Origin of the sequence: Lysobacter helvus, assembly GCF_018406645.1 — a bacterium.
GTDB lineage: Bacteria > Pseudomonadota > Gammaproteobacteria > Xanthomonadales > Xanthomonadaceae > Noviluteimonas > Noviluteimonas caseinilytica.
On record NZ_AP024546.1, the window covers coordinates 2715275 to 2736087 of the forward strand.

Here is a 20813-nt window from a genome sequence, read left to right on the forward strand (position 1 = left end):
GAATGACCACGATGCCCGGATGGCTCGACGAAACCGCTGAACTGCTCTGCATCGTGCTGGGCCTGTACGTGGCGCTGGGCCTGGCGAGCCGCTTGCGGCCGACGTGGTCGAAGGCGTTCACGGCGCGGCGCCTGTTCTGGATATTGCTGCTGCTCGCCGGCGTCGTGCTGGCGCAGATCAGCGAAGAAGCGATCGGCGGCGGCAGCAAGGCCTTCGATTCGGCGGTGTTGCTGGGCGTGCATCGCGTCGTGCCGGCGTGGATGGTCCAGGCCTTCGGTGCGATCACGCTGACCGGCTCGGCGACGTTCCTGCTGCCCGTCGTGACGTTCGTGACGGTCGTGCTGGCGTTGGGCGGGCGTCGCTTCGATGCCATGCAGGTCGCAGCCACGGCGCTCGCCGCGGCGCTGGTGGTCTATCTCGCGAAGGGCGCGTTCAACCGTGCGCGTCCCACGCTGTGGGACACGCAGTGGTACTGGGGCTCGAGTTTCCCCAGCGGCCACACGCTCGAAACCGCGGCGATCGCCACCGCGGCGTGCCTCGTCATCGGCCGCGCGTGGCCGGCGCACCGCACGCTCGCGCTGTGGCTCGCGGTGGCCTGGGTCGCGTTGGTCGGCGCATCGCGCCTCGTCCTCGGCGTGCATTGGCCGACCGATGTGTTCGCCGCGGCGTGCGCCGGATTGCTCGTCGCGATCGGCGTTGAATTCGCATTGTCCGCGGCGTGGCGCGCAGCCGGCCTCACGCCGCCGCCGCGTGCACGCGCCGCCCACGCCGACACCTTGATCGGCGCCCCCGAGGACGAAACCGCTTGAACGACACGATGCGCAATGCCGTCGCCAAGGTCCCCGCCGTCACCGCGGGGTTCTGGCTGATCAAGATCCTCGCCACCACGCTCGGCGAAACGGGCGGCGATGCCGTCACGATGTCGATGGGCCTGGGGTACCTGGTCGGCACGGCGATCTTCGCCACCATCTTCGCCGTCGCGGTGGGTTGGCAGATCCGCGCGCGCGAATTCCATCCCTTCCTGTACTGGACCACGGTGGTCGCCAGCACGACGGTGGGCACCACGCTCGCCGATTTCGCGGACCGCTCGCTCGGCATCGGCTACGCGGGCGGGACCGCGCTGCTGCTCGCGCTGTTGCTGGCATCGTTGTGGTCGTGGCGGCGCACGCTGGGCTCGGTGTCGGTGGAAAGCGTCGGCGACACGCCGTCGGAATTGTTCTACTGGATGACGATCATGTTCTCGCAGACGCTGGGCACCGCGCTCGGCGACTGGCTCGCCGATACCGCGGGGTTCGGATATCTCGGCGCGGCGGTGGTGTTCGGCGCGGCGTTGCTGGTCGTGCTGTTCCTGCACCTGCGCACGCAGGTGTCGAAGACCGCGTTGTTCTGGGCGGCCTTCATCCTCACGCGGCCGCTCGGCGCGGTGGTGGGGGACTTCCTCGACAAGCCCGTCGCCAAGGGCGGGCTGGACCTGAGTCGCTACACCGCGTCGGCCGTGTTGCTGGTGGCGATCGTCGCGATGATCCTGCTGCTGCCGCAGAAGCCGGCGCGCGTGACCGCGTCGGCCTGATCCGCGTCAGCCAACGCCCGCGCGACGGGCGCGCATCGGTTCGGCCTGCAACGGCGCAGCATCCGGCGCGCGATATTCGAAGCGCACTTCGCGCATGCCTTCGGGCACTTCGGGCAACTGCGAGTCCTTGCCCGTGCAGCCGTCGTAGAGGCGGCCCGTCATGCTCATCACCATCATCTGCATCAGCGTGGCCGACGGATCGTCCTGGCTGCGCCGCGTCAGCACGCGGTCGCGCATCGCGAACGTGGTGACGACATCGTCGACCTTCGTGGTGGCCAGCACGCCGTCCTCCGGATCCGGTGCATCCGCCGCCAGCACTTCGATCGGCGGCGGATCCCAGCACGCACCGCTGCTGCCGATGTCCAGCGTCGGGAGCAGGGTGTGGGCGAAGGCTTCGATGTCGCGGCGCACCTCGTTGCGCGAGGCGTGGTCGGCCAGCGCGCTGTAGCGGAACTTGATCGCGTACAGGCGATCCACCGCCACCACCATCGCGGAGTTGCGATGCTGGCCTTCGTACGTGTATTCGAAATCGGTGGCGAACGTGGTGATCGGGACGTTCGTGTCCTTGTTGACCTTGCGCTTCACGACCGACGTCGCCAACGGCTTGATGTCGCCGGTGCCGGTCTTGCTGAGCCACGTGTCTTCCAGCGTGCGGCGTTCCATCTCGGCGAACTTCGGCAGGTCGTCGTCCGACACCACGCCCACGGGATAGAAGTACACGTCGATCCAGCCCGCGTTGTCGCCCTGGCGCGCAAAGCGCACCGACACGCCCGCGGCCTGGTCGTCGTAGCGATGCTCGCCGACGAAGCCCCAGTCGCCCACCTTCAGCGGATAGACGATGTGCGATTCGCGCAGCATGCCGCCGAGGAACGGGACGTCCTTCGCGTCCTGCGCCTTGTCTTCCGCCGCCATCGCCCCCGTCGCCGCCAGTAACGCCACCAGCAGCACGACGCCTGCGCGCCGCGCGATCCCCTGCCGTTCCATCGCCTTCCCCCGTGGAGTCCTAGATACCCGAACGAATCGATTCCAGCGCCTGCACGAACGCCTCCGGACCGATGCCGATCATGCCTTTGTACGGTTGCGACAAGTCCCAGATCATGAAAAGCACCAGCCCCGCGTACGTGGAATACGCACCCACCAGCGCGAGGTGCTTGCGATCGGCCTGGTGCACGAACATCACCGCACCGATCAGCACCAGCCCCACGATCGCCGCGAACCAGAACTCGAACGGCAACGCGGCCGAATGGTAGCCGCGCACCTGGCGCAGGCGCTGGATCTGCAGCACTTCTGCGTGGATGGAGCTCGCGAGCAGGGATTGCCGGCGATTGCCGGGTTCCAGCGCGAGGGAGGCGTCGAGCATCGTGCGCCATGCGCGCCAGCCTTCATCGCTGACTTGCGCCTGCGCTTGCTGCCGCGGCCAGTCGCGCTCGACCACCGCGTGCATGTAGGCCTCGGCGGCGCGTTGCAACTGCGGCGCACCGCCGTAGCGCGCAGCGTCGTACCAGACCTGTTCGACCGCGGCGGCTTCGGCCTGGATGCCGTTGCGCAGGTCGTTGTCCTGCGCCACCACTTGCCCGAACACCAGCCCGAGGATCAACCCGTGCAGCACGCCGATGCGCGCGGTGACTTCGCGTCCGAGCTCGCGCGTTTCCGCCGGTTGTTCGTGCCCGTAACGCCGCCGCATGAACGCCGACGGCAACGCCGCCGCGAGGAACGCCAGCACGATGAAGGACAGGGCGATGGCGAGGGTCGTCAGCATGCGCGGGCGCCCTCCGTGGGCGGGTCAGTCCAGCAACTGCAGGACGTTTTCGGCCGGCCGCCCGATCACCGCGCGGCCTTCGTGCACGAAGATCGGACGTTCGATGAGGATGGGGTTGGCGTGCATCGCTTCGAGCAGCTCGTCTTCCGACAACGCGGGATCGGCGAGGCCGAGCTCCTTGTAGACCGTCTCCCCGGTGCGCATCAGGCCGCGCGCGGGCAGGGCGAGCATGACCAGCAACTCGCGGAGTTCCTTCACGGAGGGCGGCTGCTGGAGGTACTCGATGGTCTGCGGCGTGATCCCGCGATCGGCCAGCAGCACCAGGCCGCCGCGCGACTTGGAACACCGGGGGTTGTGGTAATACCGCGTGCCGGATTTCATGCCGGCATAGTAAAAGCCCCAGCCGCCCCCTGCACAGGCCTCCCCCATGCTCGCCATCGCGCTCGCCGCCGCCCTGTCCACCGCCACCCCCGACGCCACGCGCCTCCCCGAAGGCACCTGGTGCTACGCGCTCACCGCCACGAAGGACGGCGCGTCCCAGGTGGTCGGCCATACCTTCCAGTCGCTCGAGCGGACGACGCACGCCGGCAAGCCCGCGATCGAGATCGTGGTCCACCAGCGCATGGGCGCGAAGTTCGACATGCGCGATGTGTTCGTCCTCGATGCGAAGACGCTGCGCCCGTTCGAAGTCACCAACACGCGCTTCGGCAAGCCGCACGTGCGCGATGTGTACGCCGGCACCGGCGTCACCGAAATGCGCTGGGATGACGCGGGCAAGGAAACGACGTCGAACAAACCGCTCGCCAAGCCCGTGTGGGAAGGCAACCTGTTCGGCCTGATGTTCGCCGCGCTCCCGCTGCGCGCGGGGGACGAATACGCGATCCCGTTCTTCCAGTACGACAAGGGCGAAGGCACGTTCGACATCAAGGTCACCGGCGAACGCGACATCGACACGCCGCTGGGCAAGCGCCACGCGATCGTGCTGCAGGCGGGGCCGACGGGGTCGCAGGCGGAGTACCTGATCGGCGCGAAGCCGCGCATCGAACTCGGCTACACCGCCGGTCCGTTCGGACAGGCGCTCGCCCCGTCGTGCGCGGCGTTCGAAGCGGCGACGAAGTAGGCGGATAATCCGCGCGTCCCCCGGAGTCCAACGCATGCCCGCCGTTCCCGCCTGTCCGCAATGCTCGCTCGACAACACCTACGCAGACGGCGCGCTTTACGTCTGCGCCGACTGCGGATTCGAGTGGGCGGCCGATGCGCAGGACGCGGAGGCGGGCGCGTCCGCCGTCGTGCGCGACAGCAACGGCAACGTGCTCGCCGACGGCGACACGGTGGTCGTCATCAAGGACCTGAAGGTCAAGGGATCGTCGATCCCGCTCAAGCAGGGCACGGTGATCAAGGGCATCCGCCTGGTGGCGGACGACCCGGACCACATCGAAGGAAACTCCGACAAGATCAAGGGCCTGGTCCTGAAAACGCAGTTCCTGCGCAAGGCCTGAGCCCGCGGCCGAGGCAGGCCCTGCTGCATCGCGGCATGACCGTAAGCTGGCCCTGCGGCGGGGGGCCGCTTGGGGGATCCATGCACAACTTTTTCTGGGGCGCGCTGATCATCGCGATCGGCCTGTTCAACGGGCGCTCCGTGTTCCTCGGGGATTTCAGCGTGCTCAGCGTCGTGTTCGACGCGCTCGGCCTGTTCTGGGTCGGGCGGGGCGTGCTCGACGTGCGACGAGCACGCGTGGCGGCCTCGCCGGCGACGGATTCGGAGACGGCCTGAGGCGCGCGGTCAGTGGCGCACGTCGAGTGGCACGTCGGCCACCGCAAGCCACGTCCACGCAGCGACCACCGAGGCGAACAGCGCGACGAGCACACCGGCCCAGTGCGACCAGTGCCATTGCGCGACCGCGAGCCACAACACCAGCGCACCGAGCGCGAGCGCGGCGAGCCAGCGCGTCCACGACGGGCGCAGGCGTACGACCGCGCCGCAGCGGTCGCACTGGTCGGCGAACCCGCGCGAGAACAGGATGCGTCGGCGCGAAATGGACTGCGCGCTGCAGTTGGGGCACGGCTGGTTCGGGGGCATGCGTCCTCCGGGGGGCCCAGACAGTGTGGGGGGCGCATGCGTGATGAAGGCTTTGACGCGGCGGCACGGCCGCTTCTTTCGATCCTTGATCAGGCAATCCTGCGCGAGGCGGGCAGGCGTCGCGCGAAGTCGATGACTGCGCGCGCGCAGGCCTGGGGGGCGGCTTGCAACAACAGGTGCGGGCCGGCGATGTCAACCAACGTGCAGTCGGGGAGCGACGTACGCAGCGATTCGCCGGCTGCGCGCGAAACGAGACGGTCGCGGCGGCCACGCAGGTAGAGCGTCGGGACGCGGATTCGATCCAGGTGCGCCGAGGCATCCACGCGCAAGGCGGCGTGGCTGCGGCGACGCAACACCGTCGGTGCGACACGCTGCAACGTGGTCGACAACGCATGGATCTGTGCGGGCGTTGCGTCATCGCCCAGCAACCACCAGCGCAACAACGCCCGCGGCGCGTGGTGCACCGGCGCGATCGGCAGGAGCGGCGACAAGGCGCTCAGGACGCGCGTCGGAAACCGAGCGAACGTCGTCGACAACACAAGGCCCGCGAGGTTCGCGGGCTGGCTTGCTGCAATTGCGAGCGCGATCGGCCCGGAGAACGATTCGCCCAGCAGCACGAAGGGGTCTTCGGCTGGCAGCGCATCGCGGACGAACGCTTCGAGTGCAGCGTGGTCGAGGAAGCGATCCGTCGGATACGCGATCACCCGCGTCGACGAGAACGCACCGTCCAGCGCAACCAGGAAATCGCCATGCAGCGCCCCGGTGCCGTCCAGGCCGGGCAGCACGATCAGGTGCAGCGGATTGGCGGCGGCACCGCTCAGTCGCGGAACCCGGTCTGCTGCGCGATGGCGATGCCCAGGCCGATCAGCGTGCAGCACAGCAGCGCGAGCAACGTCCCGGCCCAGGCCATCACGAGGCGTCCCGATCCGCCCCCATGCTGCTGCACGTGCGCCCGCAGCACCCACGCCAATGCGACGACCAGGCCTGCGGGCACGAGGAAGCGCGCGATGTTCGGCGTGGCGATCGTGGTGACATAGCCGAGCGCCACGGCGCCGAGGCATGCCACGTAGAACCGCCGCCGTGGCGATGCGAGCAGCCTTTCCTGGATGTGCATCGGCGTTCCCCGGATCCCTGCCGGCGATGATGCACTGAACGCCGACCCCATGCCCATGGCCAGTGCAAGGGCATTGGTGCGTTTGCCCTCGATGTCCATGCGTCGAGGTTTTCCATGAAACACATCCGGATCGTGCTTCTCGCCGCTGCGCTCCTCGCGCCCGCAACGTTCGCGCAACAAGCCGGCATCACGCGCATCGACGTCGGCCGAAACGACCTGGAAATTCCCGGCCGCGAACTCATCCAGGTACGCGTCGCGTTCGCGCCGGGCGCTGCGTTCGGGCGCCACTCGCATCCGGGCGCGGAGGTGGCCTACGTGTTGACGGGCACGCTGCAGTACCAGTTCGATGGCGAGGAACCGCGCACGCTGAAGGCCGGCGAAGCCTTGTTCATCCCGGCCGGCACCATCCATTCGGCGAAGAACGTCGGGAAGGTGGAAGCGACGGAGCTGGCGACCTACGTCGTCGAGAAGGGCAAGCCGGTCCTCATGCTGGCGCCAGACCGATGATCAGGCCCGACGCGGCGCCGTGGTGCGCCGCGACGCCGTCGGCTTCGCCTTCTTGTCGTACCAGGTGAACGCCTGCGCCGGCAGCGACACCTTGTTGGCGTCGTCGCCCTGCATGTGCTGTTCGATCCACGCCGCTTCCTTCTCCACGCCCAGCGCCTGCGCGATGCCGGTGAGCAGGGTCTTGCTGGTCTTGCGCGCGGTGAGCGGCATCACGGTGAACACGCGCTGCTTCCAGTCGAAGGTCCAGCACGCGCGTTGCACGGTCTTGCCGCGGACCATGCGCGCACCGCCGTGGAAATTGAGCCGGTTGCATGCGCCGGGCATGTCGTCGGTGAGCACGATCGTCGTGCCGTCCTTGCGTTTCGTGCTCGCAATGTCGGCCGCCCGCGCCAGGGGCGCGAGGGCGAGGAGCACGGCGGCGAACACGAGGACGCGCAACTGCATGGAGGCCGGGGGCGCCTGGAGGGCTGGACGAAAGCGTACCCCATGGATTCGCAAAGGCGGCACAGGGTTGCGTCCCGTGCCGCCATCGCGCCGCTCAGCGGCCGAACGCCCCGTACAGGTAACGCCCGCTGCCGTCCGGCCGCGCCAGTCCGTCGAAATCATCCGCCGGCGCCACCAGCGCCGTCGGCAGCACGATCGCCGGGACGAACTGCTGGTCCGGTTGGAACGGATGCAGCGCGTTGCCCGGATCGGCCAGGTGGTAATCCGCGCGCAACAACGTCGGCAACCCTTCGCCGCTGGCCGAATCCGTCAGCATCGGGAAGGCCGCCGCATCGATGCTGATGATGTTGTGCGCGCCGCGGATCCGGTTGTCCGCGCCCGGCGAACCGCCCATCGAGGCGATGTCGCCCCCACGTCCGCGTCGTGGTTGTGCCAGAAAATGTTGAAGTACACGTGCGCCGTGCTGTCCTGCACCGCGAGGCCCGCGCCTTCGTTGTCCGCCACCGTGTTGTTGAGGATCGTCACGAAGTTGCGGCCGTTGTTGCCGTTCGGCCCCGTGCACGTGTCGCCGCAGTTGCCGTCCACCAGGATCGCGCCCGTGCCGAAGTTGCGCACCACCACGTTGTTGTAGACGTAGCCGACGTTGTACTGGTCGAGGAAGATCGCCGAACCGGCCTTCGTCGTGCGGTTGGCTTCGAACCAGTTGCTGCGCACGACCAGCAGCGCCACCGACGCCGCGCCGCCGCGATCGTGCTGCCCGATCAGGCCCGCGCCCACGCCGTAGTGGTCGCCGTCGGACACCGTGTCGTTGCCGAAGAACACGTTGTGGTGCACGTCGCCGTTCATGCCGATGGCCAACCCCGCGCCGTGCGGCAACGACGGTTCGTACAGGCGGTTGTTGCGAATGATGTTGTGGTGCACGTTCGCGACCAGGCCCGTCATCGTGAGCACCGTGCCGAAGCCATCGTTGGCGCCGGTGGCCTGGTCGATCGAGCCCAGCGTCTCCGTCGCGCCGCCGATGTTGATGCCGCCGCCGTGGTGGCCGCCGCCGTTTTCCTCGACCAGGTTGTTCGCGATTTCCAGCGCGACCGTCCGGCCGCCGCCCGCCTCGATGCCGCCGCAGTCGGTGCGCGCCGTCGGCGTGGTGCAACCGTTGTGGTGGACGTGGTTGTTGCGCAGCGTGATGCGTTCGTTGGCGTCCCAGGTCGTGACATCGATGCCGCGATCGTTGCTGCCGGTGACCACGAAGCCGTCGATCGTCAGGTCGATCGGCGCCTCGGCGTGGATCACGTGATCGTCGGCGTTGGCGGGCGTGACCGTGGCGGGCCAGGCGAGCGGATCGCGCGCGGTGAACACGCTGTTGAAGCCGCCCACCAGGATGTGCCGGCGCTGCATGCCGAGGTTGACGTTCTCGCGATAGCTGCCGTTGGCGACGCACACGACCGTGCGCGTGCTGCCCGCCGCGGTGATGGCCTGGCCGATCGTGCCGTACGGGTTCGCCTTCGTGCCTGTGCCGGTGGCGCCCGCGCGGACGAACAGGATGCTCCAGCCCGACGGCCGCGTCGCATCGTTGATGCAGCCGTAATCGAGATACCCGTTGCCGCCGATCCCGGCGCCGACGACTTGCGCGGCGGGCACCGCGATCGCCGCCTGCCGGCCGCCCGTGCGCATCGTGCGCGGCGGTTTGAGCGCAGCGGTCGCCGGTGCCGCGCCCGCGATGCGTGGTGCGGCGACGGGCGCAGGCGTCGGCCGCGGTGTCTCACGGCTGGGGCAGGCGGCGAGGGTGGCGATCGCGAGCGTGCACGACACGCCGCGCAAGGTCGGCATCAGTTGCATTGGTTCGCTCCCAGCGTCGTGTGCGCGGTCCGTGCCGTGACCACCAGGACACCGGGCGTCCATCCTCCAGCGCCGTTGTCCTGCAGGCGCACCTGGTAATTCGGGCGCACCGCGGCCGGGATGTCGTCCGTCCATGCAACCGCCTGGTTGCACAACGCACTGCCCACGAGCGGCGTGGCCGTCGTCGCGCTCAGCGCCAGGCTGCCGCCCGTGAGCAGGTTGGCGGCACCGGTCACGTGGTGCGCGACGTTGGCGCCGGGATACGTGAACTCGTCGAGCTCGACTTCGTTGTCGCCATACCCGGGGGTCGGATAGCCGCCCCACAACGGTTGGTTCCAGTTGTTCGTGACGAAGTTGCGGCGCAACTCGATCTGCTCGCCCTTGTAGGTGTTCCAGTGGAAGGGCTGTGCGTTCGTCAGCGTGCCGGTGGCGCTGGTGACCTGCACGGCGTTGTTGACGGCGACGTAGCGCCCCCAGAATGCCTCGGGCGTGCGCCGTCGGATCACGCCGTAGTCCTTGCCGTTGGCGATCATGTGGAAGTCGACGTTGTTGGCGTCCAGCACCAGGTGGCCGTCGTAGAAGTCCCACGAGTTGGCGTTGTCCAGGCAGCAGGAGAACAACGTCGCGGCGCCCGCGCTGGTGTTCTTGTTCAACTCGGTCAGCACGGTGTTGAAGTAGAACCACAACTTGCCGCGGCGTCCGTCGATCGGGCTGTTGTCCGAGCCGAAGTGCACCATCGAGGCGCCCATCGTCTGCACGTGCACCTTCGAATCGCGGCGGAAGATGTTGCCGTACATGTAGCTGCCGGCGTCGTACTTCTCCCAGTCGCGTTCCATCTGCGCGCGCAGCGCCGGCGTCACTGACCCCGGGCTCTGGTCGGCCAGCAGGTTGAAGAACCACGGGAACACCGACGGCCGGAAGTCCTCGATGTCGATCAGGTCGATCGTGTGCGCACCGTTCTCGAAGTAGTTGTAGCGCACCAGTTCGCCGACGGTGCGCATCTTCAGGTCGTTGCCGTTGGAGGCCTCGTCGTTGTCGATGGTGCCGCTGCCGTCGATGTCGTAGCGGATCGGGTTGCCGAAGTAGTTGTACTGGACGACGAAGTTGACGCCCTGGATGTAGGCCTGGTGCACGTTGTAGTCGTCGACCAGCCCGTTGTCGTGGAACCAGTTGGCCTCCAGCAGGAAGTTGCGCGTGAGGTAATGGTCGCCGCCGTAGTCCAGGCCGCGGCTGATCACGTAGACGCCCACCGGGCAGAACGCGAACTCGTTGTCGCGCAGGGTGACGTTCTGCGCGCGCGACACGTACAGGCACCCGGTGTGCGTGTTGTACAGGTGCGACAGGTTGTCCATGCCGATGTAGCCGGCCGCGTGGCTGGCGCCGGAGTAGGGCGGCAGCATCGCGCCGGTCAGGTTGAGGCCTTCGACCGCGATGTTCCGGATCCCGCTGTCGCGCGCGATGGCCACGATGCCGCGGTTGACCGTCGAATACTCCTCGGCCGGCGTGCCGATCAGGCTTTGCAGCGCGCTGCTGTTGCGCACGCGCGCGCCGATGCCGTTGATCTTCGGGCGCGCGCCGTTGGCGTCGCGCACGCCGCACACCTTGATGTCGCTGGTGACGATGAAGATGCGCTCGTTGTACGGCGTCGACTTTGGCAGCACGCGCACCATCGTGTGCGGCGACAGCGATTCCCACGGCACGTTGGCCAGGCTGGTGATCGCAGCGCCAGGCCCGACGTCGATGACGGTGGTGTTGAAGTTGGCGTTGTCGGGATCGGCGGGATCGCAGTTCGCGAGCGTGCGCGACTCGCGCAGGCCCGGGAAATCCTGGCCGGTGAAGCCGGTGGGCACGACCGGGACGGGCGCCTGGTTGCGGCCGGTGCGCATCGTGCGCGAGGGCTTGGCGGCGGTGGCCACGGCGCTGGCCGTCGCGGGCGTGGGTGTTTTCGGTTGCGCGCGCTGCGCCGGTTTGGCGTTGCAGGCCGCCAGCAATGCAGCGCTGGCCAGCACGGCGGCCAGCGATTTTGCGATAGACGCGTTCACGTGACGCTCCCCGTAGGCAATGGATGTCGTGCGACTCGCCCCGATCCGTGGCTTGCGCCAAGGGCGATTCGTTTGCTCGACACCATCGGCCCCACGGCAGACACGCACGCCGTCGATGGTCTGGCGCGGATGCAGGCCGCCAGCGGGGGGGATTCTCTCCAGATCGGCACGACAAGGAAAGCCGCGCGATGCGCAAGTTGCGATGCAATGCACAGGTGGACGCAATCGGGTAGGCGTCCGGTTGACGCGGGGTGTCAGCTAGCGACGCGCAAGGTCGCGGTGTCGGGTGCGGGGCGTTCGGGAAGTCCGTTGCGTTAGGCTGTCGCGTCGGCGCGTGCCGCCAGGGGAGAGGTCCGTGGGCTACAAGAGCTGGGTGCTGATCGCGCTGGCGGTCGTTGGATTCGCGTCGGGCGCGGTGGATCAGTATTTCTATCCGGGCCAATTCATGCCGCCTTCGACGCTGGCGGCCACGCTGGTCGGCGTGGTGCTGATGTTCGCCTGGTATCGCCTCGATGCGAACCAGCGCGGGATTGGGCGCACGCCGTTCCTCGACGTCGGCGTCGTGCTCCTGGCGATCGTCGCGTTGCCCATCTATTTCTTCCGTTCGCGCGGCGCCAAGGGCGGCTTCGTCGCCAGTGCGGTTTTTCTGGTGGCGATGATCGGCTACGGCGTGCTCGGGATCGCGGGGCAATACGCGACGTATTACGGGCTGCAGGCTTGAGGCGTAGTCGCTTCCACTGATGAGCATGGCGCGCGCTTCGGCGCGTCGGCGGCGGTAAGATCTCGCCGCCTGTCCGACCTGCAGGAATCCTCCCCATGTCCGCAAGATTGGTTGTCCTGCTTGTCGCCCTGATCGCCGTCGGCAGTGCCACGGCACAAACGGCCCCGAAACCCGCGCCGACGAAAGTCATGATCGTCGGCACGTTCCACCTGGACAATCCGGGGCGCGATGTCTTCAACGTGCAGGTCGACGACGTGCTGGCAAAGAAGCGCCAGGCGGAACTGGCCGACGTCGCCGCGTCACTCGCGAAGTTCGCGCCGACCGAAGTCATGGTGGAGTGGCCGTCGGCCACGACCGACGAGCAGTACGCAAGCTTCCGCGCCGACAAGCTGCCGCCTTCGCGCAACGAGGTCGTGCAACTGGGCTTCCGCCTGGCGGCGCTGCGCAAGCTGCCGCGCGTGCATGGCATCGATGCGCCGGGCGAATTCCCGTTCGATCCGGTCAAGGACTACGCGAAGACCCACGCCATGTCGCCGCGCCTGGACGCCGCATTGGCCGGCGCCGGCAAGGAAGTGCAGGTGCTCAGCCAGCGCGTGCGCGAGGGCAGCATCGGCTCGGTGCTGCGCTACATGAACGCGCCCCCGCGCGCGCTCAAGAACCATGGCTTCTACATGGACATGCTGCGCTACGGCGACGGCGACACGCAGCCCGGCGCCCGCCTGGTCGGTGCGTGGTATGCGCGCAACCTCGCGATCTGCGCGCGGCTGCTGCAGGCGCTGCCGGAAGGCGGGCGCGCGGTGGTGTTCTTCGGCGAAGGGCACGCGTATCTGTTGCGCCAGTGCATCGTGGAAACGCCGGGCGTCGAGCTGGTCGAGGCGAACGATTACTTGCCGAAGTAGGTCGCCCGAGCGACCGGGCGATCGGCGCGGTAATGTGTCGGCCAGTCAACGCAAGGACGCAAGCGATGCGACCCGCCCAGAAACAGGTTGCGGCAATGGCCCTTCTCGTGGTCTGCCTCGTCAACGCATGGAGCGCAGGGGCACTGTGACGAAAGAAGAGTTCGTGCTGTTGCTCGCCTGGCTGCTGGGGCCGCCGATGCTCGTTGGCTCGTTCTTCCTTGTTTGGGCCCTGCGTCGCGGTGGTCGCCGGGCGCTGGGGCGCGAGGTCCTTGCGTGGTTCCTGTTGCTGGCGCTGTCGGCGCTCTTCGCCTTCGGGATGGTCGTCGTGGAGCTAGGTTCGCTGGGGTACTACCTCCGCGCTCGCGACGCCCCGTTCTTGTGGGCGCCCTTCGCGTTCCTCGCCGTCGCGCTGGCGCTTCCCGTTGCGGTGTGGTGGGGACGTCGTGCGCCCCCTTCGACTCTGCCTAGGCCGCATTGATCGCCAACTGCGCCGCAAACGCCCGCTGGTACGCCGGCCGCGCTTCCCCGCGCGCGACATACGCCGCCAGGGTCGGGAATTCGTCCAGCAACCCGGACGGCCGCACGCGCAGCAGCACCGACACCATCATCAGGTCGCCGGCGCTGAACGCACCGTCGAGCCACTCGGATTCGCCGAGGCGCGCCGACAACCGGCGCAAGCGTTCGCGGATCCGATCCTGCACCAGCGGCAGCCGGTCCTTCGCCCACGGCTTGTCGCCTTCCTGGAACTTTGCGATCGACAGCTCGAGGATCGGCGGTTCGATCGTGTTGACCGCGGCGAACATCCAGGTGATGGCGCGCGCCCGCGCGTTGGCGTCGGCCGGCAACAGGCCCGCGTGCTGTTCGGCGAGATGAAAAACGATCGAACCCGTTTCGAACAGCGCAAGGTCGCCGTCCTCGAACGTGGGAATCTGGCCGAAGGGATGCACGCGCAGGTGCGCGGGTTCCTTCATCGCCTGGAACGACACCAGCCGCACGTCGTAGGGCTGACCGGTTTCTTCGAGCGCCCAGCGCACGCGCGTGTCGCGCGCGAGGCCCTTGCCGCCGTCGGGCGAGCGTTCGAAGGCGGTGATGGTGATGGTCATCGTGGCGCGCTCCTGGGGGTTCCATCCATGACGACGAATGACGAAGGCCGGAATCGACACGGTCCGGTCATTTCTCCTTGCGCAGGGCCACGACCAGGGCAAACACCGCGGCCCCGATGGAAAAGGGCTGCGCGTCGAGGAAATTGGCGGCTGACCACGTGGGCAACCCGGTGTAGCGCGGGTTCCTCACCATGCAGGCGAACAGCGCCGCGCAGTAGAAAACGAACACGCCGAAAAGCACCCAGCCCCATTCCTTCCGCATCGTTCGATCCCGTCCAGGGAAAGCCGGATGATAGGTCACGCCCTCTACGCAGCAGGCGCGGCTCGGGACACGATATCCAGCGCCACCGCCTCCGCCGTGCGAATGCCATCCACGCCGGCCGACAGGATGCCGCCCGCGTAACCCGCGCCTTCGCCCGCCGGGAACAACCCGCGCGTATTCAAGCTGTGCCCGTCCTCGCCGCGCGTCACGCGCACCGGGGACGACGTGCGGGTCTCGACGCCGGTCAGCACTGCATCCTGCATCGCGAACCCGCGGATCTGCCTGTCGAACGCCGGCAGCGCTTCGCGGATCGCCGCGATCGCGTACTCGGGCAGCGAGGGCGCAAGATCCCCCAACCGCACGCCGGGCTTGTACGAAGGCAGCACGCCTCCGAATTCACGCGACGCCCGGCCTTTCAGGAAGTCGCCCACCAGTTGCCCCGGCGCTTCGTACTCGCCGCCGCCCAGTTCGAACGCACGCGCTTCCCAATGCCGCTGCAATTCGATGCCGGCCAGCGGGCCAACGCCGTACGGCGCGAAGTCCTCCGGCGTGATGCCGCACACGATCGCCGCGTTCGCGTTGCGCTCGTTGCGCGAGTACTGGCTCATGCCGTTGGTGACCACGCGCCCGGGCTCGCTGGCCGCGGCGACCACGGTGCCGCCGGGGCACATGCAGAAGCTGTACACCGAGCGCCCGTTGCGGCAGTGGTGCACGAGCTTGTAATCGGCCGCGCCGAGCAGCGGATGCCCGGCCTGCGGGCCGAAGCGCGCGTTGTCGATCAGCGATTGGGGATGTTCGATGCGGAACCCGATCGAGAACGGCTTGGCTTCGACGAACACGCCGCGCGCATGCAGCATCGCGAACGTGTCGCGCGCACTGTGGCCGAGCGCAAGCACCACGTGGTCGGCGCGCAGTTGTTCGCCGCTCTCCAGCGTCACGCCGCGCACGTGGCGCGTGCCTTCGCGATCGGTGTCGACCAGCAGGTCGTCGACACGCTGGCTGAAGCGGATCTCGCCGCCCAGCGATTCGATCGTCGCGCGCATCTGCTCCACCATCGACACCAGGCGGAACGTGCCGATGTGCGGCTTGCTGACGTACGCGATTTCCTCCGGTGCACCGGCCTTGACGAATTCGTCGATCACCTTGCGCCCGTAATGCTTCGGGTCGCTGATCTGGCTCCACAGCTTGCCGTCGGAGAACGTGCCCGCGCCGCCTTCGCCGAACTGCACGTTCGATTCGGGATTGAGCACTTTCTGGCGCCACAGGCCCCAGGTGTCCTTCGTGCGTTCGCGCACGGCCTTGCCGCGTTCGAGCACGATGGGCCGGAAGCCCATCTGCGCGAGCACCAGCGCGGCGAACAACCCGCACGGGCCCATGCCGATCACGAGCGGGCGCAAGGGCAGGGACGTCGGCGCGCGCGCCACGAACTTGTAGACCGTGTCCGGCGTGCGCATCACCTTGCCGCCGTCGTGGCTGTACGCGTAGCCGTCGTCCTCGTCGTCCAGTTGCAGGCGCTGCAGGATGTCGGCTTCGCGCGGCGTGTCCACGTCGACCGAATAGATCAGCACGATCGCGCCGCGCCGGCGCGCGTCGTAGCTGCGCTTGGCGACGGTGAAGCCGGTGAGTTCGTCGGCGGCGATGCCCAGCCGGGCCAGGATCGCCTCGCGCAGCGCCGCCTCGGGGTGGTCCAGCGGCAGCTTGAGGTCGGTGAGTCGCAGCATGGGGGACATTCGATGGCGCGGAAGCGTGGCGGGCATTTTAGGCGGCGCGAACCCGATAACATCCTCACCCATGCATGCACTGACCTTTTCACGCTTCGGCGGGCCCGACGTCCTGGAATGGACCGACCTGCCGGATCCCCGGCCCGCCCCCGGCGTGGCCGTGGTGCGCACGCAGGCGATCGGGCTCAACTTCGCCGATATCTACCGCCGCCAGGGCCGCTACCACCTGGCCGGGTCGCCGCCGTGGATCGCCGGGTACGAGGCCGCGGGGGAGATCGTGGCGCTCGATCCGCGGGACGCGGGTGGCGCCTTCGCCGTGGGCCAGCGCGTCGCGTTCGCCGACAGTGCGTTCGCCAACGCGGAACAAGTGGCGGTGCCGCTGGATCGCCTGATCGTGCTCCCCGATGACATCGACGCCGACACCGCGGCCGCGTTGTTGCTGCAAGGCCTCACCGCGCAGTTCCTGCTCGAGGACAGCCATGCCGTGCAGGCGGGCGAGACCTTGCTGGTGCATGCGGGCGGTGGTGGCGTCGGGCAGTTGCTGGTGCAGCTGGCGACCGCGAAGGGTGCGCAGGTGATCGCGCTCGCCTCGTCGGAAGACAAGCGGCGTTCGGCGCTCGCGGCAGGTGCACGAGATGCGCTGGCCTCCGGCGACGGCTGGGTCGCGCGCGTGCGTGCGGTGGCACCCGAGGGCGTCGACGTCGTGTACGACTCGATCGGTCGCACGCTCGGCGACAGCCTGGCCCTGGCGCGCATCGGCGGCACGGTGGTGTTCTACGGCATGGCGGCGGGCGATCCGGATCCGGTGGACCCGCGCGTGCTCATGGACCGCTCGCTGACGCTCGTGGGCGGCGACTTGTGGAACGTGCTGACCACCGCGCAGGTCCGCCAGCAACGCGCCGATCGCCTGTTCGCCGCGGTGCGCGCCGGGCACCTGCGCGTGGCCGTCGCCGCACGCGTGCCGCTGCGCGATGGTGCGCAGGCGCATGCGATCCTCGAAGGGCGGGGCAGTGCGGGAAAGGTCTTGCTCATTCCGTAGTCGCCGCTCGAAACCTCCTCCACCCTTGAATGGAAGCCCCCATTTCCCATGGCTCGCGCGCTCAATAAGAACCGGATGCTGTTCTCGCGCATCCTGATGATCACCGCCATCGCGTTGATGCTGTTCACCCGCTCGCACTGGCCCAACGACAGCGCGCTGCACGAAACCTTCGACACGCTGGGCTACGTGCTCATCGTGTTCTGCGGCATGGGGCGGCTGTACACCACCGCGTTCCTCGGCGGGTTGAAGAACGAAACCCTCGTCACCTACGGCCCGTTCTCCGTGGTGCGCAATCCGCTGTACGTGTTTTCCTGGCTGGGGTTCACCGGGTTTGCGATCTTCTCCAACAATCTGTGGGTAATGGTGCTGGTGCCGGTCGGGTTCTGTTTCGTCTACCACTTCCTCGTGAAGCGCGAAGAAGCCTTCCTGCAGGAGAAGTTCGGCCAGGCCTTCACCGATTACGTCGCGCGCGTGCCGCGCTTCCTCCCCCGGTTCTCGAACTTCAACCAGCCCGACGAAATCACCGTCGTGCCGCGCTTCCTGCTGCGCGGCCTGCTCGACAACGTCTGGTGGTTCATCATTCCGCTGATCCTCGAAATGACGGAGTTCTGAACCGCCGCGCGGCGCGGGACCGGCCTGCGGGTGCTTCCGGCCCGCGGCGGCGGCCCGTTTGCGCCGCGGGTTGCGTTCCCCTCCTTGACCCCCGTCGGATCCCCCCATGCTGACCCTCCGCCAGCTGCGCAAACGCAAGGTCGCGCAATGGGTGCTGGGGTACACGGCGGTCGCATGGGCCTTGCTGCAGGCCGTGGGCCTGCTGGCCGGCACCTACGGGTGGTCGGCCGTACCGATGCGCGTGGGCGTGGCGCTGGCGGTGCTCGGCTTCTTCCTCACGCTGGTCATCGCGTGGTTCCAGGGCGAGCGCGGGCAACAGAAGGTCACGCGGCTGGAAGTCGCACTCATCGCGCTCGTCGTGCTGGTGGGCGGTGCGTGGTTGTGGCAGACGGTGCGCTCCACGTCCGACCAGGCGACCGGCGTCGCCACCGCGGGCGCGGACAGCGGCATCCCCACGATCGAAAAGGATCCGTCGATCGCCGTGCTGCCGCTGGAGAACCTGAGCGCCGACAAGGAGCAGCAGTACTTCTCCGACGGTATCTCCGAAGAACTGCTCAACGTGCTGAACAAGGTGCCGGAGATGCGCGTGATCGCGCGCACGTCGAGCTTCGCGTTCAAGGGCCAGGATTTGCCGGTGCCGGAGATCGCGCGCCGCCTGCACGTCGCCTCGATCCTGCAGGGCAGCGTGCGCAAGGCGGGCAACCGCGTGCGCATCGCGGTGCAACTGGTGCGCGCCACCGACGGCGCGCAACTGTGGGCGGAAAACTACGACCGCACGCTCGACGACATCTTCCAGGTGCAGGACGAGATCGCCGCGTCCGTCGTCGAGCAACTGAAGATCAAGTTGCTGAAGGCGCCCACCGTCACGCCCGTGGATCCGCGCGTGTACGCCCTGGTGCTGCAGGCGCAGGCGCTGCTGGACCAGCAGAGCAAGGAAGGACGTGCGCAGGCGTTGCTGGTGTTCAAGCAGGCGCTGGCGATCGCGCCGAACGAAGCGCGCGCGTGGGCCGGCCTCGGGCGCGTGTACATCAACCAGTCCATCTACAGCGAGCTGCCGCAGGCCGACGCGGCGAAGCTGGCGCGCGAAGCGCTGGACAAGGCGCTGAAGATCGATCCGCGCAACGTCATCGCGATCACGGGCCTGGCGCGCCTGGCCGCGGATTTCGACTTCGATGCGCAGGCGGCCGCCGACTACAACAAGCGCGCGTTGCAGATCGAACCGAACAACCTGGTCGCCATCAACACGCTCGGCATCCTGCTCAGCAACGTGGGGCGCTTCGAAGACGCGCTGCCGCTGTACGACTACCGCGTCGCCCACGATCCGGCCAACCCGACGGCGTACAACAACCGCGGCATCACCCGGTACTACGCGCGGCAATGGGATGCGGCGATCGACGATTTCCGTACCGCGTTGCGGCTGAGTCCGGCGTTCGTCGGCGCGCGCAACGGCATCGCCGTCTCGCTGCTGGTGGGGAAGGGCGATGCGGCCGGCGCGCTGCGCGAGATCGCCGGCGAACCCGATGAAGCCTCGCGCCTGCAGGTGCGGGCGCTGGCGTTCCATGCACTGGGGCGCACGCGCGAATCCAACGCGGCGCTGCAGGGACTCATCCGCACGTACGGCGACCAGCAACCCACGCTGGTCGCGCTGGCCTACAGCTATCGCGTGGACCGCGATGCCGCGTTCCACTGGCTGGACATCGCCGCGCAGAGCCGCGATCCGGCCGCCACCTCGGTGGCGTTCGACGTGCTGACCGACTCGCTGCGCGACGACCCGCGCTGGCTGCCGTTCCTGCGCAAGATCGGGTACGCGCCGGAGCAATTGGCGACGATCCGGATCGACGTGCCCAGGCCGGGGACCTGACGGGACGGGTTACGCCACCCATCCGGGGGAGTCGCCCCGCGGGATTCCTGCGTTCTCCCAGTTGATAAGCAACGGAGAACACCATGCACATCAAGCGCACGCCATGCCTGCTCGGGCTGGCCTTCGTCGCCACGGCGGCCCTTGCCGCCCATCCGCAGTTCCTGCGCGCGCCCAGCGCGCAACTCGGGTCGCCCAAGGTCATCGTGAAATGGACCGAGATCGGACTCGGCAGTACCGACAGCGTCAACTACACGGCCAGCGCCACGGCCGGGGCCCGCTTCCAGTGCGTCAACCGCGGCAACAACTGCCCGGCGGCCTCGAACAAGGAAGACGTGCTGGCCGACATCAACGTGGGCGGCACCTTCGCCGTCGACAAGAACGGGAAGATCATCGGATCGCTGGTGATTCCTGCGCCGCCCAGCACGCTGCAGTGCCCGGGCAACCAGGTGGTGGGCATCGTCTCGGTCGCATTCACCAACATCCGGCTGACGGACCTGACCAATGGCGTGTCGTCGCCGACCAATCCCTCGGCGTTGACCTACAGCGGGCCGGAGTGCCCCTGATCGCCCTTCGCCCATCCGGGTCGGGTTAACCCCACCCATTCGGGGGAGTCGCCTCCCCCGAATCCGGCGTTCTCTGTGTTTGTCACCCACGGAGAGGACGCCATGCAGATCAAACGCAAGCACTGGTGGCTGCTCGGCCTGGTGGCCGTCGCCACCGCCGCGCTGGCCGCGCACCCGCATTACCTGCGCGCCCCGAGTGCGCAGCTCGGCTCGCCGAAGGTCATCGTGAACTGGGCGGAAGTGGGGCTCGGCAATACCGGCAGCGGCGTGACCTACATCGCCAGCGCGACGGCCGGCGCGAAGTTCCAGTGCGTCAAGACCGGCCACGTCTGCCCGAAACCGGGGGCGAAGGAAGAAGTGCTGCAGGACGTCCACGTCAGCGGCACCTTCAGCGTCGACAAGAACGGGAAGATCAGCGACACCCTGGTCATTCCCGCGCCACGGAGCACGCTGGTCTGCCCGCACTACCAGCACGTGGTGATCGCGTCCGTCGTCTTCACGAACATCACGTTGACGGACGTGACCAACGGCGTGTCGTCGCCGGCGAATCCCTCGGCGCTGTCGTACAACGGGCCCGAGTGTCCGTGATGCGGTGACGATGGAAAAACCCCGCCGGATGGCGGGGTTTCTTCAAGCTGCTTCAGCGTGATAGGGCTCGATCCTGTCGAGCGTCTTGCCCA

27 protein-coding genes are annotated in these 20813 nt (G+C 68.1%); 14 read left to right on the forward strand and 13 right to left on the reverse strand.

The window, feature by feature from the left end; genetic code table 11:
• Positions 1-2: 2 nt before the first annotated feature.
• Entirely contained in the window at positions 3-809 is an 807-nt protein-coding gene (locus tag LYSHEL_RS13090) for a phosphatase PAP2 family protein (protein ID WP_213434468.1), read from the forward strand.
• Positions 806-1570, forward strand: a complete 765-nt coding sequence (locus LYSHEL_RS13095) for a COG4705 family protein (RefSeq protein WP_244858543.1) — start codon at positions 806-808, stop codon at positions 1568-1570. The genes LYSHEL_RS13090 and LYSHEL_RS13095 overlap by 4 nt, the downstream gene beginning before the upstream one ends.
• A gap of 6 nt (positions 1571-1576) precedes the next feature.
• On the opposite strand, the gene LYSHEL_RS13100 is transcribed toward LYSHEL_RS13095, so the two are convergent.
• The 3 genes from LYSHEL_RS13100 to arsC are packed head-to-tail and all read right to left on the reverse strand — an operon-like array spanning position 1577 to position 3710.
• Positions 1577-2554, reverse strand: coding sequence for a hypothetical protein (locus LYSHEL_RS13100; RefSeq protein WP_213434469.1), 978 nt, complete (start codon positions 2552-2554; stop codon positions 1577-1579).
• A gap of 19 nt (positions 2555-2573) precedes the next feature.
• On the reverse strand, positions 2574-3329 hold the full coding sequence (locus tag LYSHEL_RS13105) for a bestrophin-like domain (protein ID WP_213434470.1): 756 nt from the start codon (positions 3327-3329) through the stop codon (positions 2574-2576).
• Positions 3330-3353: 24 nt separating this feature from the next.
• Entirely contained in the window at positions 3354-3710 is a 357-nt protein-coding gene (gene arsC, locus LYSHEL_RS13110; RefSeq protein ID WP_213434471.1) for an arsenate reductase (glutaredoxin), read from the reverse strand.
• A 46-nt stretch (positions 3711-3756) separates the two neighbouring features.
• Between arsC and LYSHEL_RS13115 the strand changes: the two genes are divergently transcribed.
• The 3 genes from LYSHEL_RS13115 (at position 3757) to LYSHEL_RS13125 (ending at position 5103) form a co-directional block, all read left to right on the forward strand.
• On the forward strand, positions 3757-4449 hold the full coding sequence (locus LYSHEL_RS13115; protein WP_213434472.1) for a DUF3108 domain-containing protein: 693 nt from the start codon (positions 3757-3759) through the stop codon (positions 4447-4449).
• 34 nt (positions 4450-4483) lie between these two features.
• Positions 4484-4828 carry a zinc ribbon domain-containing protein YjdM gene (locus LYSHEL_RS13120; protein WP_213434473.1) on the forward strand — a complete coding sequence of 115 codons (345 nt, stop codon included), beginning with the start codon at positions 4484-4486 and terminating at the stop codon, positions 4826-4828.
• Between the two features lie 80 nt (positions 4829-4908).
• Positions 4909-5103, forward strand: coding sequence for a hypothetical protein (locus LYSHEL_RS13125; RefSeq protein ID WP_213498438.1), 195 nt, complete (start codon positions 4909-4911; stop codon positions 5101-5103).
• Between the two features lie 9 nt (positions 5104-5112).
• Here the strand turns inward: LYSHEL_RS13125 and LYSHEL_RS13130 are convergent, their stop codons facing one another.
• From LYSHEL_RS13130 to LYSHEL_RS13140, 3 genes are all read right to left on the reverse strand, one after another.
• Positions 5113-5409 carry a hypothetical protein gene (locus LYSHEL_RS13130; RefSeq protein WP_213498439.1) on the reverse strand — a complete coding sequence of 99 codons (297 nt, stop codon included), beginning with the start codon at positions 5407-5409 and terminating at the stop codon, positions 5113-5115.
• Positions 5410-5498: 89 nt separating this feature from the next.
• Positions 5499-6194 (reverse strand): alpha/beta fold hydrolase, encoded by a 696-nt coding sequence (locus tag LYSHEL_RS13135; protein ID WP_213498441.1) that lies wholly within the window; start codon positions 6192-6194, stop codon positions 5499-5501.
• A 32-nt stretch (positions 6195-6226) separates the two neighbouring features.
• Positions 6227-6523, reverse strand: coding sequence for a hypothetical protein (locus LYSHEL_RS13140; protein ID WP_213434475.1), 297 nt, complete (start codon positions 6521-6523; stop codon positions 6227-6229).
• Between the two features lie 114 nt (positions 6524-6637).
• On the opposite strand from LYSHEL_RS13140, the gene LYSHEL_RS13145 reads away from it, so the two are divergent.
• Complete coding sequence (locus tag LYSHEL_RS13145) at positions 6638-7030, forward strand: cupin domain-containing protein (RefSeq protein ID WP_213434476.1); 393 nt, start codon at positions 6638-6640, stop codon at positions 7028-7030.
• Here LYSHEL_RS13145 and LYSHEL_RS13150 read toward each other — a convergent pair whose 3' ends face one another.
• The 4 genes from LYSHEL_RS13150 to LYSHEL_RS13165 form a co-directional block, all read right to left on the reverse strand.
• Positions 7031-7474 (reverse strand): hypothetical protein, encoded by a 444-nt coding sequence (locus LYSHEL_RS13150; RefSeq protein ID WP_213434477.1) that lies wholly within the window; start codon positions 7472-7474, stop codon positions 7031-7033.
• A gap of 94 nt (positions 7475-7568) precedes the next feature.
• Positions 7569-7790: a hypothetical protein gene (locus LYSHEL_RS13155; RefSeq protein WP_213434478.1), complete on the reverse strand. Its 222-nt coding sequence runs from the start codon at positions 7788-7790 to the stop codon at positions 7569-7571.
• Positions 7784-9310, reverse strand: coding sequence for a hypothetical protein (locus LYSHEL_RS13160; protein ID WP_213434479.1), 1527 nt, complete (start codon positions 9308-9310; stop codon positions 7784-7786). Before LYSHEL_RS13160 ends, LYSHEL_RS13155 begins: the two co-directional genes overlap by 7 nt.
• Positions 9301-11352, reverse strand: coding sequence for a hypothetical protein (locus LYSHEL_RS13165; RefSeq protein WP_213434480.1), 2052 nt, complete (start codon positions 11350-11352; stop codon positions 9301-9303). The genes LYSHEL_RS13160 and LYSHEL_RS13165 overlap by 10 nt, the downstream gene beginning before the upstream one ends.
• 355 nt (positions 11353-11707) lie before the next feature.
• Between LYSHEL_RS13165 and LYSHEL_RS13170 the strand changes: the two genes are divergently transcribed.
• From LYSHEL_RS13170 to LYSHEL_RS13180, 3 genes are all read left to right on the forward strand, one after another.
• Entirely contained in the window at positions 11708-12073 is a 366-nt protein-coding gene (locus LYSHEL_RS13170; protein WP_213434481.1) for a hypothetical protein, read from the forward strand.
• 95 nt (positions 12074-12168) lie between these two features.
• Positions 12169-12972, forward strand: a complete 804-nt coding sequence (locus tag LYSHEL_RS13175; RefSeq protein WP_213434482.1) for a DUF5694 domain-containing protein — start codon at positions 12169-12171, stop codon at positions 12970-12972.
• A 163-nt stretch (positions 12973-13135) separates the two neighbouring features.
• On the forward strand, positions 13136-13450 hold the full coding sequence (locus LYSHEL_RS13180) for a hypothetical protein (RefSeq protein WP_213498443.1): 315 nt from the start codon (positions 13136-13138) through the stop codon (positions 13448-13450).
• Here LYSHEL_RS13180 and LYSHEL_RS13185 read toward each other — a convergent pair.
• From LYSHEL_RS13185 to LYSHEL_RS13195, 3 genes are all read right to left on the reverse strand, one after another.
• Positions 13437-14075: a glutathione S-transferase family protein gene (locus LYSHEL_RS13185; protein ID WP_213434484.1), complete on the reverse strand. Its 639-nt coding sequence runs from the start codon at positions 14073-14075 to the stop codon at positions 13437-13439. The genes LYSHEL_RS13180 and LYSHEL_RS13185 overlap by 14 nt on opposite strands.
• Before the next feature lie 67 nt (positions 14076-14142).
• The gene (locus tag LYSHEL_RS13190) at positions 14143-14337 is read right to left on the reverse strand and encodes a hypothetical protein (RefSeq protein ID WP_213434485.1); all 195 of its coding nucleotides are present in this window, start codon (positions 14335-14337) and stop codon (positions 14143-14145) included.
• A 44-nt stretch (positions 14338-14381) separates the two neighbouring features.
• Positions 14382-16058 carry an NAD(P)/FAD-dependent oxidoreductase gene (locus tag LYSHEL_RS13195; protein WP_213434487.1) on the reverse strand — a complete coding sequence of 559 codons (1677 nt, stop codon included), beginning with the start codon at positions 16056-16058 and terminating at the stop codon, positions 14382-14384.
• Between the two features lie 70 nt (positions 16059-16128).
• Between LYSHEL_RS13195 and LYSHEL_RS13200 the strand changes: the two genes are divergently transcribed.
• From LYSHEL_RS13200 to LYSHEL_RS13220, 5 genes are all read left to right on the forward strand, one after another.
• Complete coding sequence (locus tag LYSHEL_RS13200; protein ID WP_213434488.1) at positions 16129-17097, forward strand: zinc-binding dehydrogenase; 969 nt, start codon at positions 16129-16131, stop codon at positions 17095-17097.
• Positions 17098-17145: 48 nt separating this feature from the next.
• Positions 17146-17709 (forward strand): methyltransferase family protein, encoded by a 564-nt coding sequence (locus LYSHEL_RS13205; RefSeq protein WP_213434489.1) that lies wholly within the window; start codon positions 17146-17148, stop codon positions 17707-17709.
• Positions 17710-17815: 106 nt separating this feature from the next.
• Positions 17816-19570, forward strand: coding sequence for a tetratricopeptide repeat protein (locus tag LYSHEL_RS13210; protein ID WP_213434490.1), 1755 nt, complete (start codon positions 17816-17818; stop codon positions 19568-19570).
• 83 nt (positions 19571-19653) lie between these two features.
• On the forward strand, positions 19654-20133 hold the full coding sequence (locus LYSHEL_RS13215) for a hypothetical protein (protein ID WP_213434491.1): 480 nt from the start codon (positions 19654-19656) through the stop codon (positions 20131-20133).
• A 102-nt stretch (positions 20134-20235) separates the two neighbouring features.
• The gene (locus tag LYSHEL_RS13220) at positions 20236-20721 is read left to right on the forward strand and encodes a hypothetical protein (RefSeq protein WP_213434492.1); all 486 of its coding nucleotides are present in this window, start codon (positions 20236-20238) and stop codon (positions 20719-20721) included.
• The last annotated feature ends 92 nt before the right edge of the window (positions 20722-20813 follow it).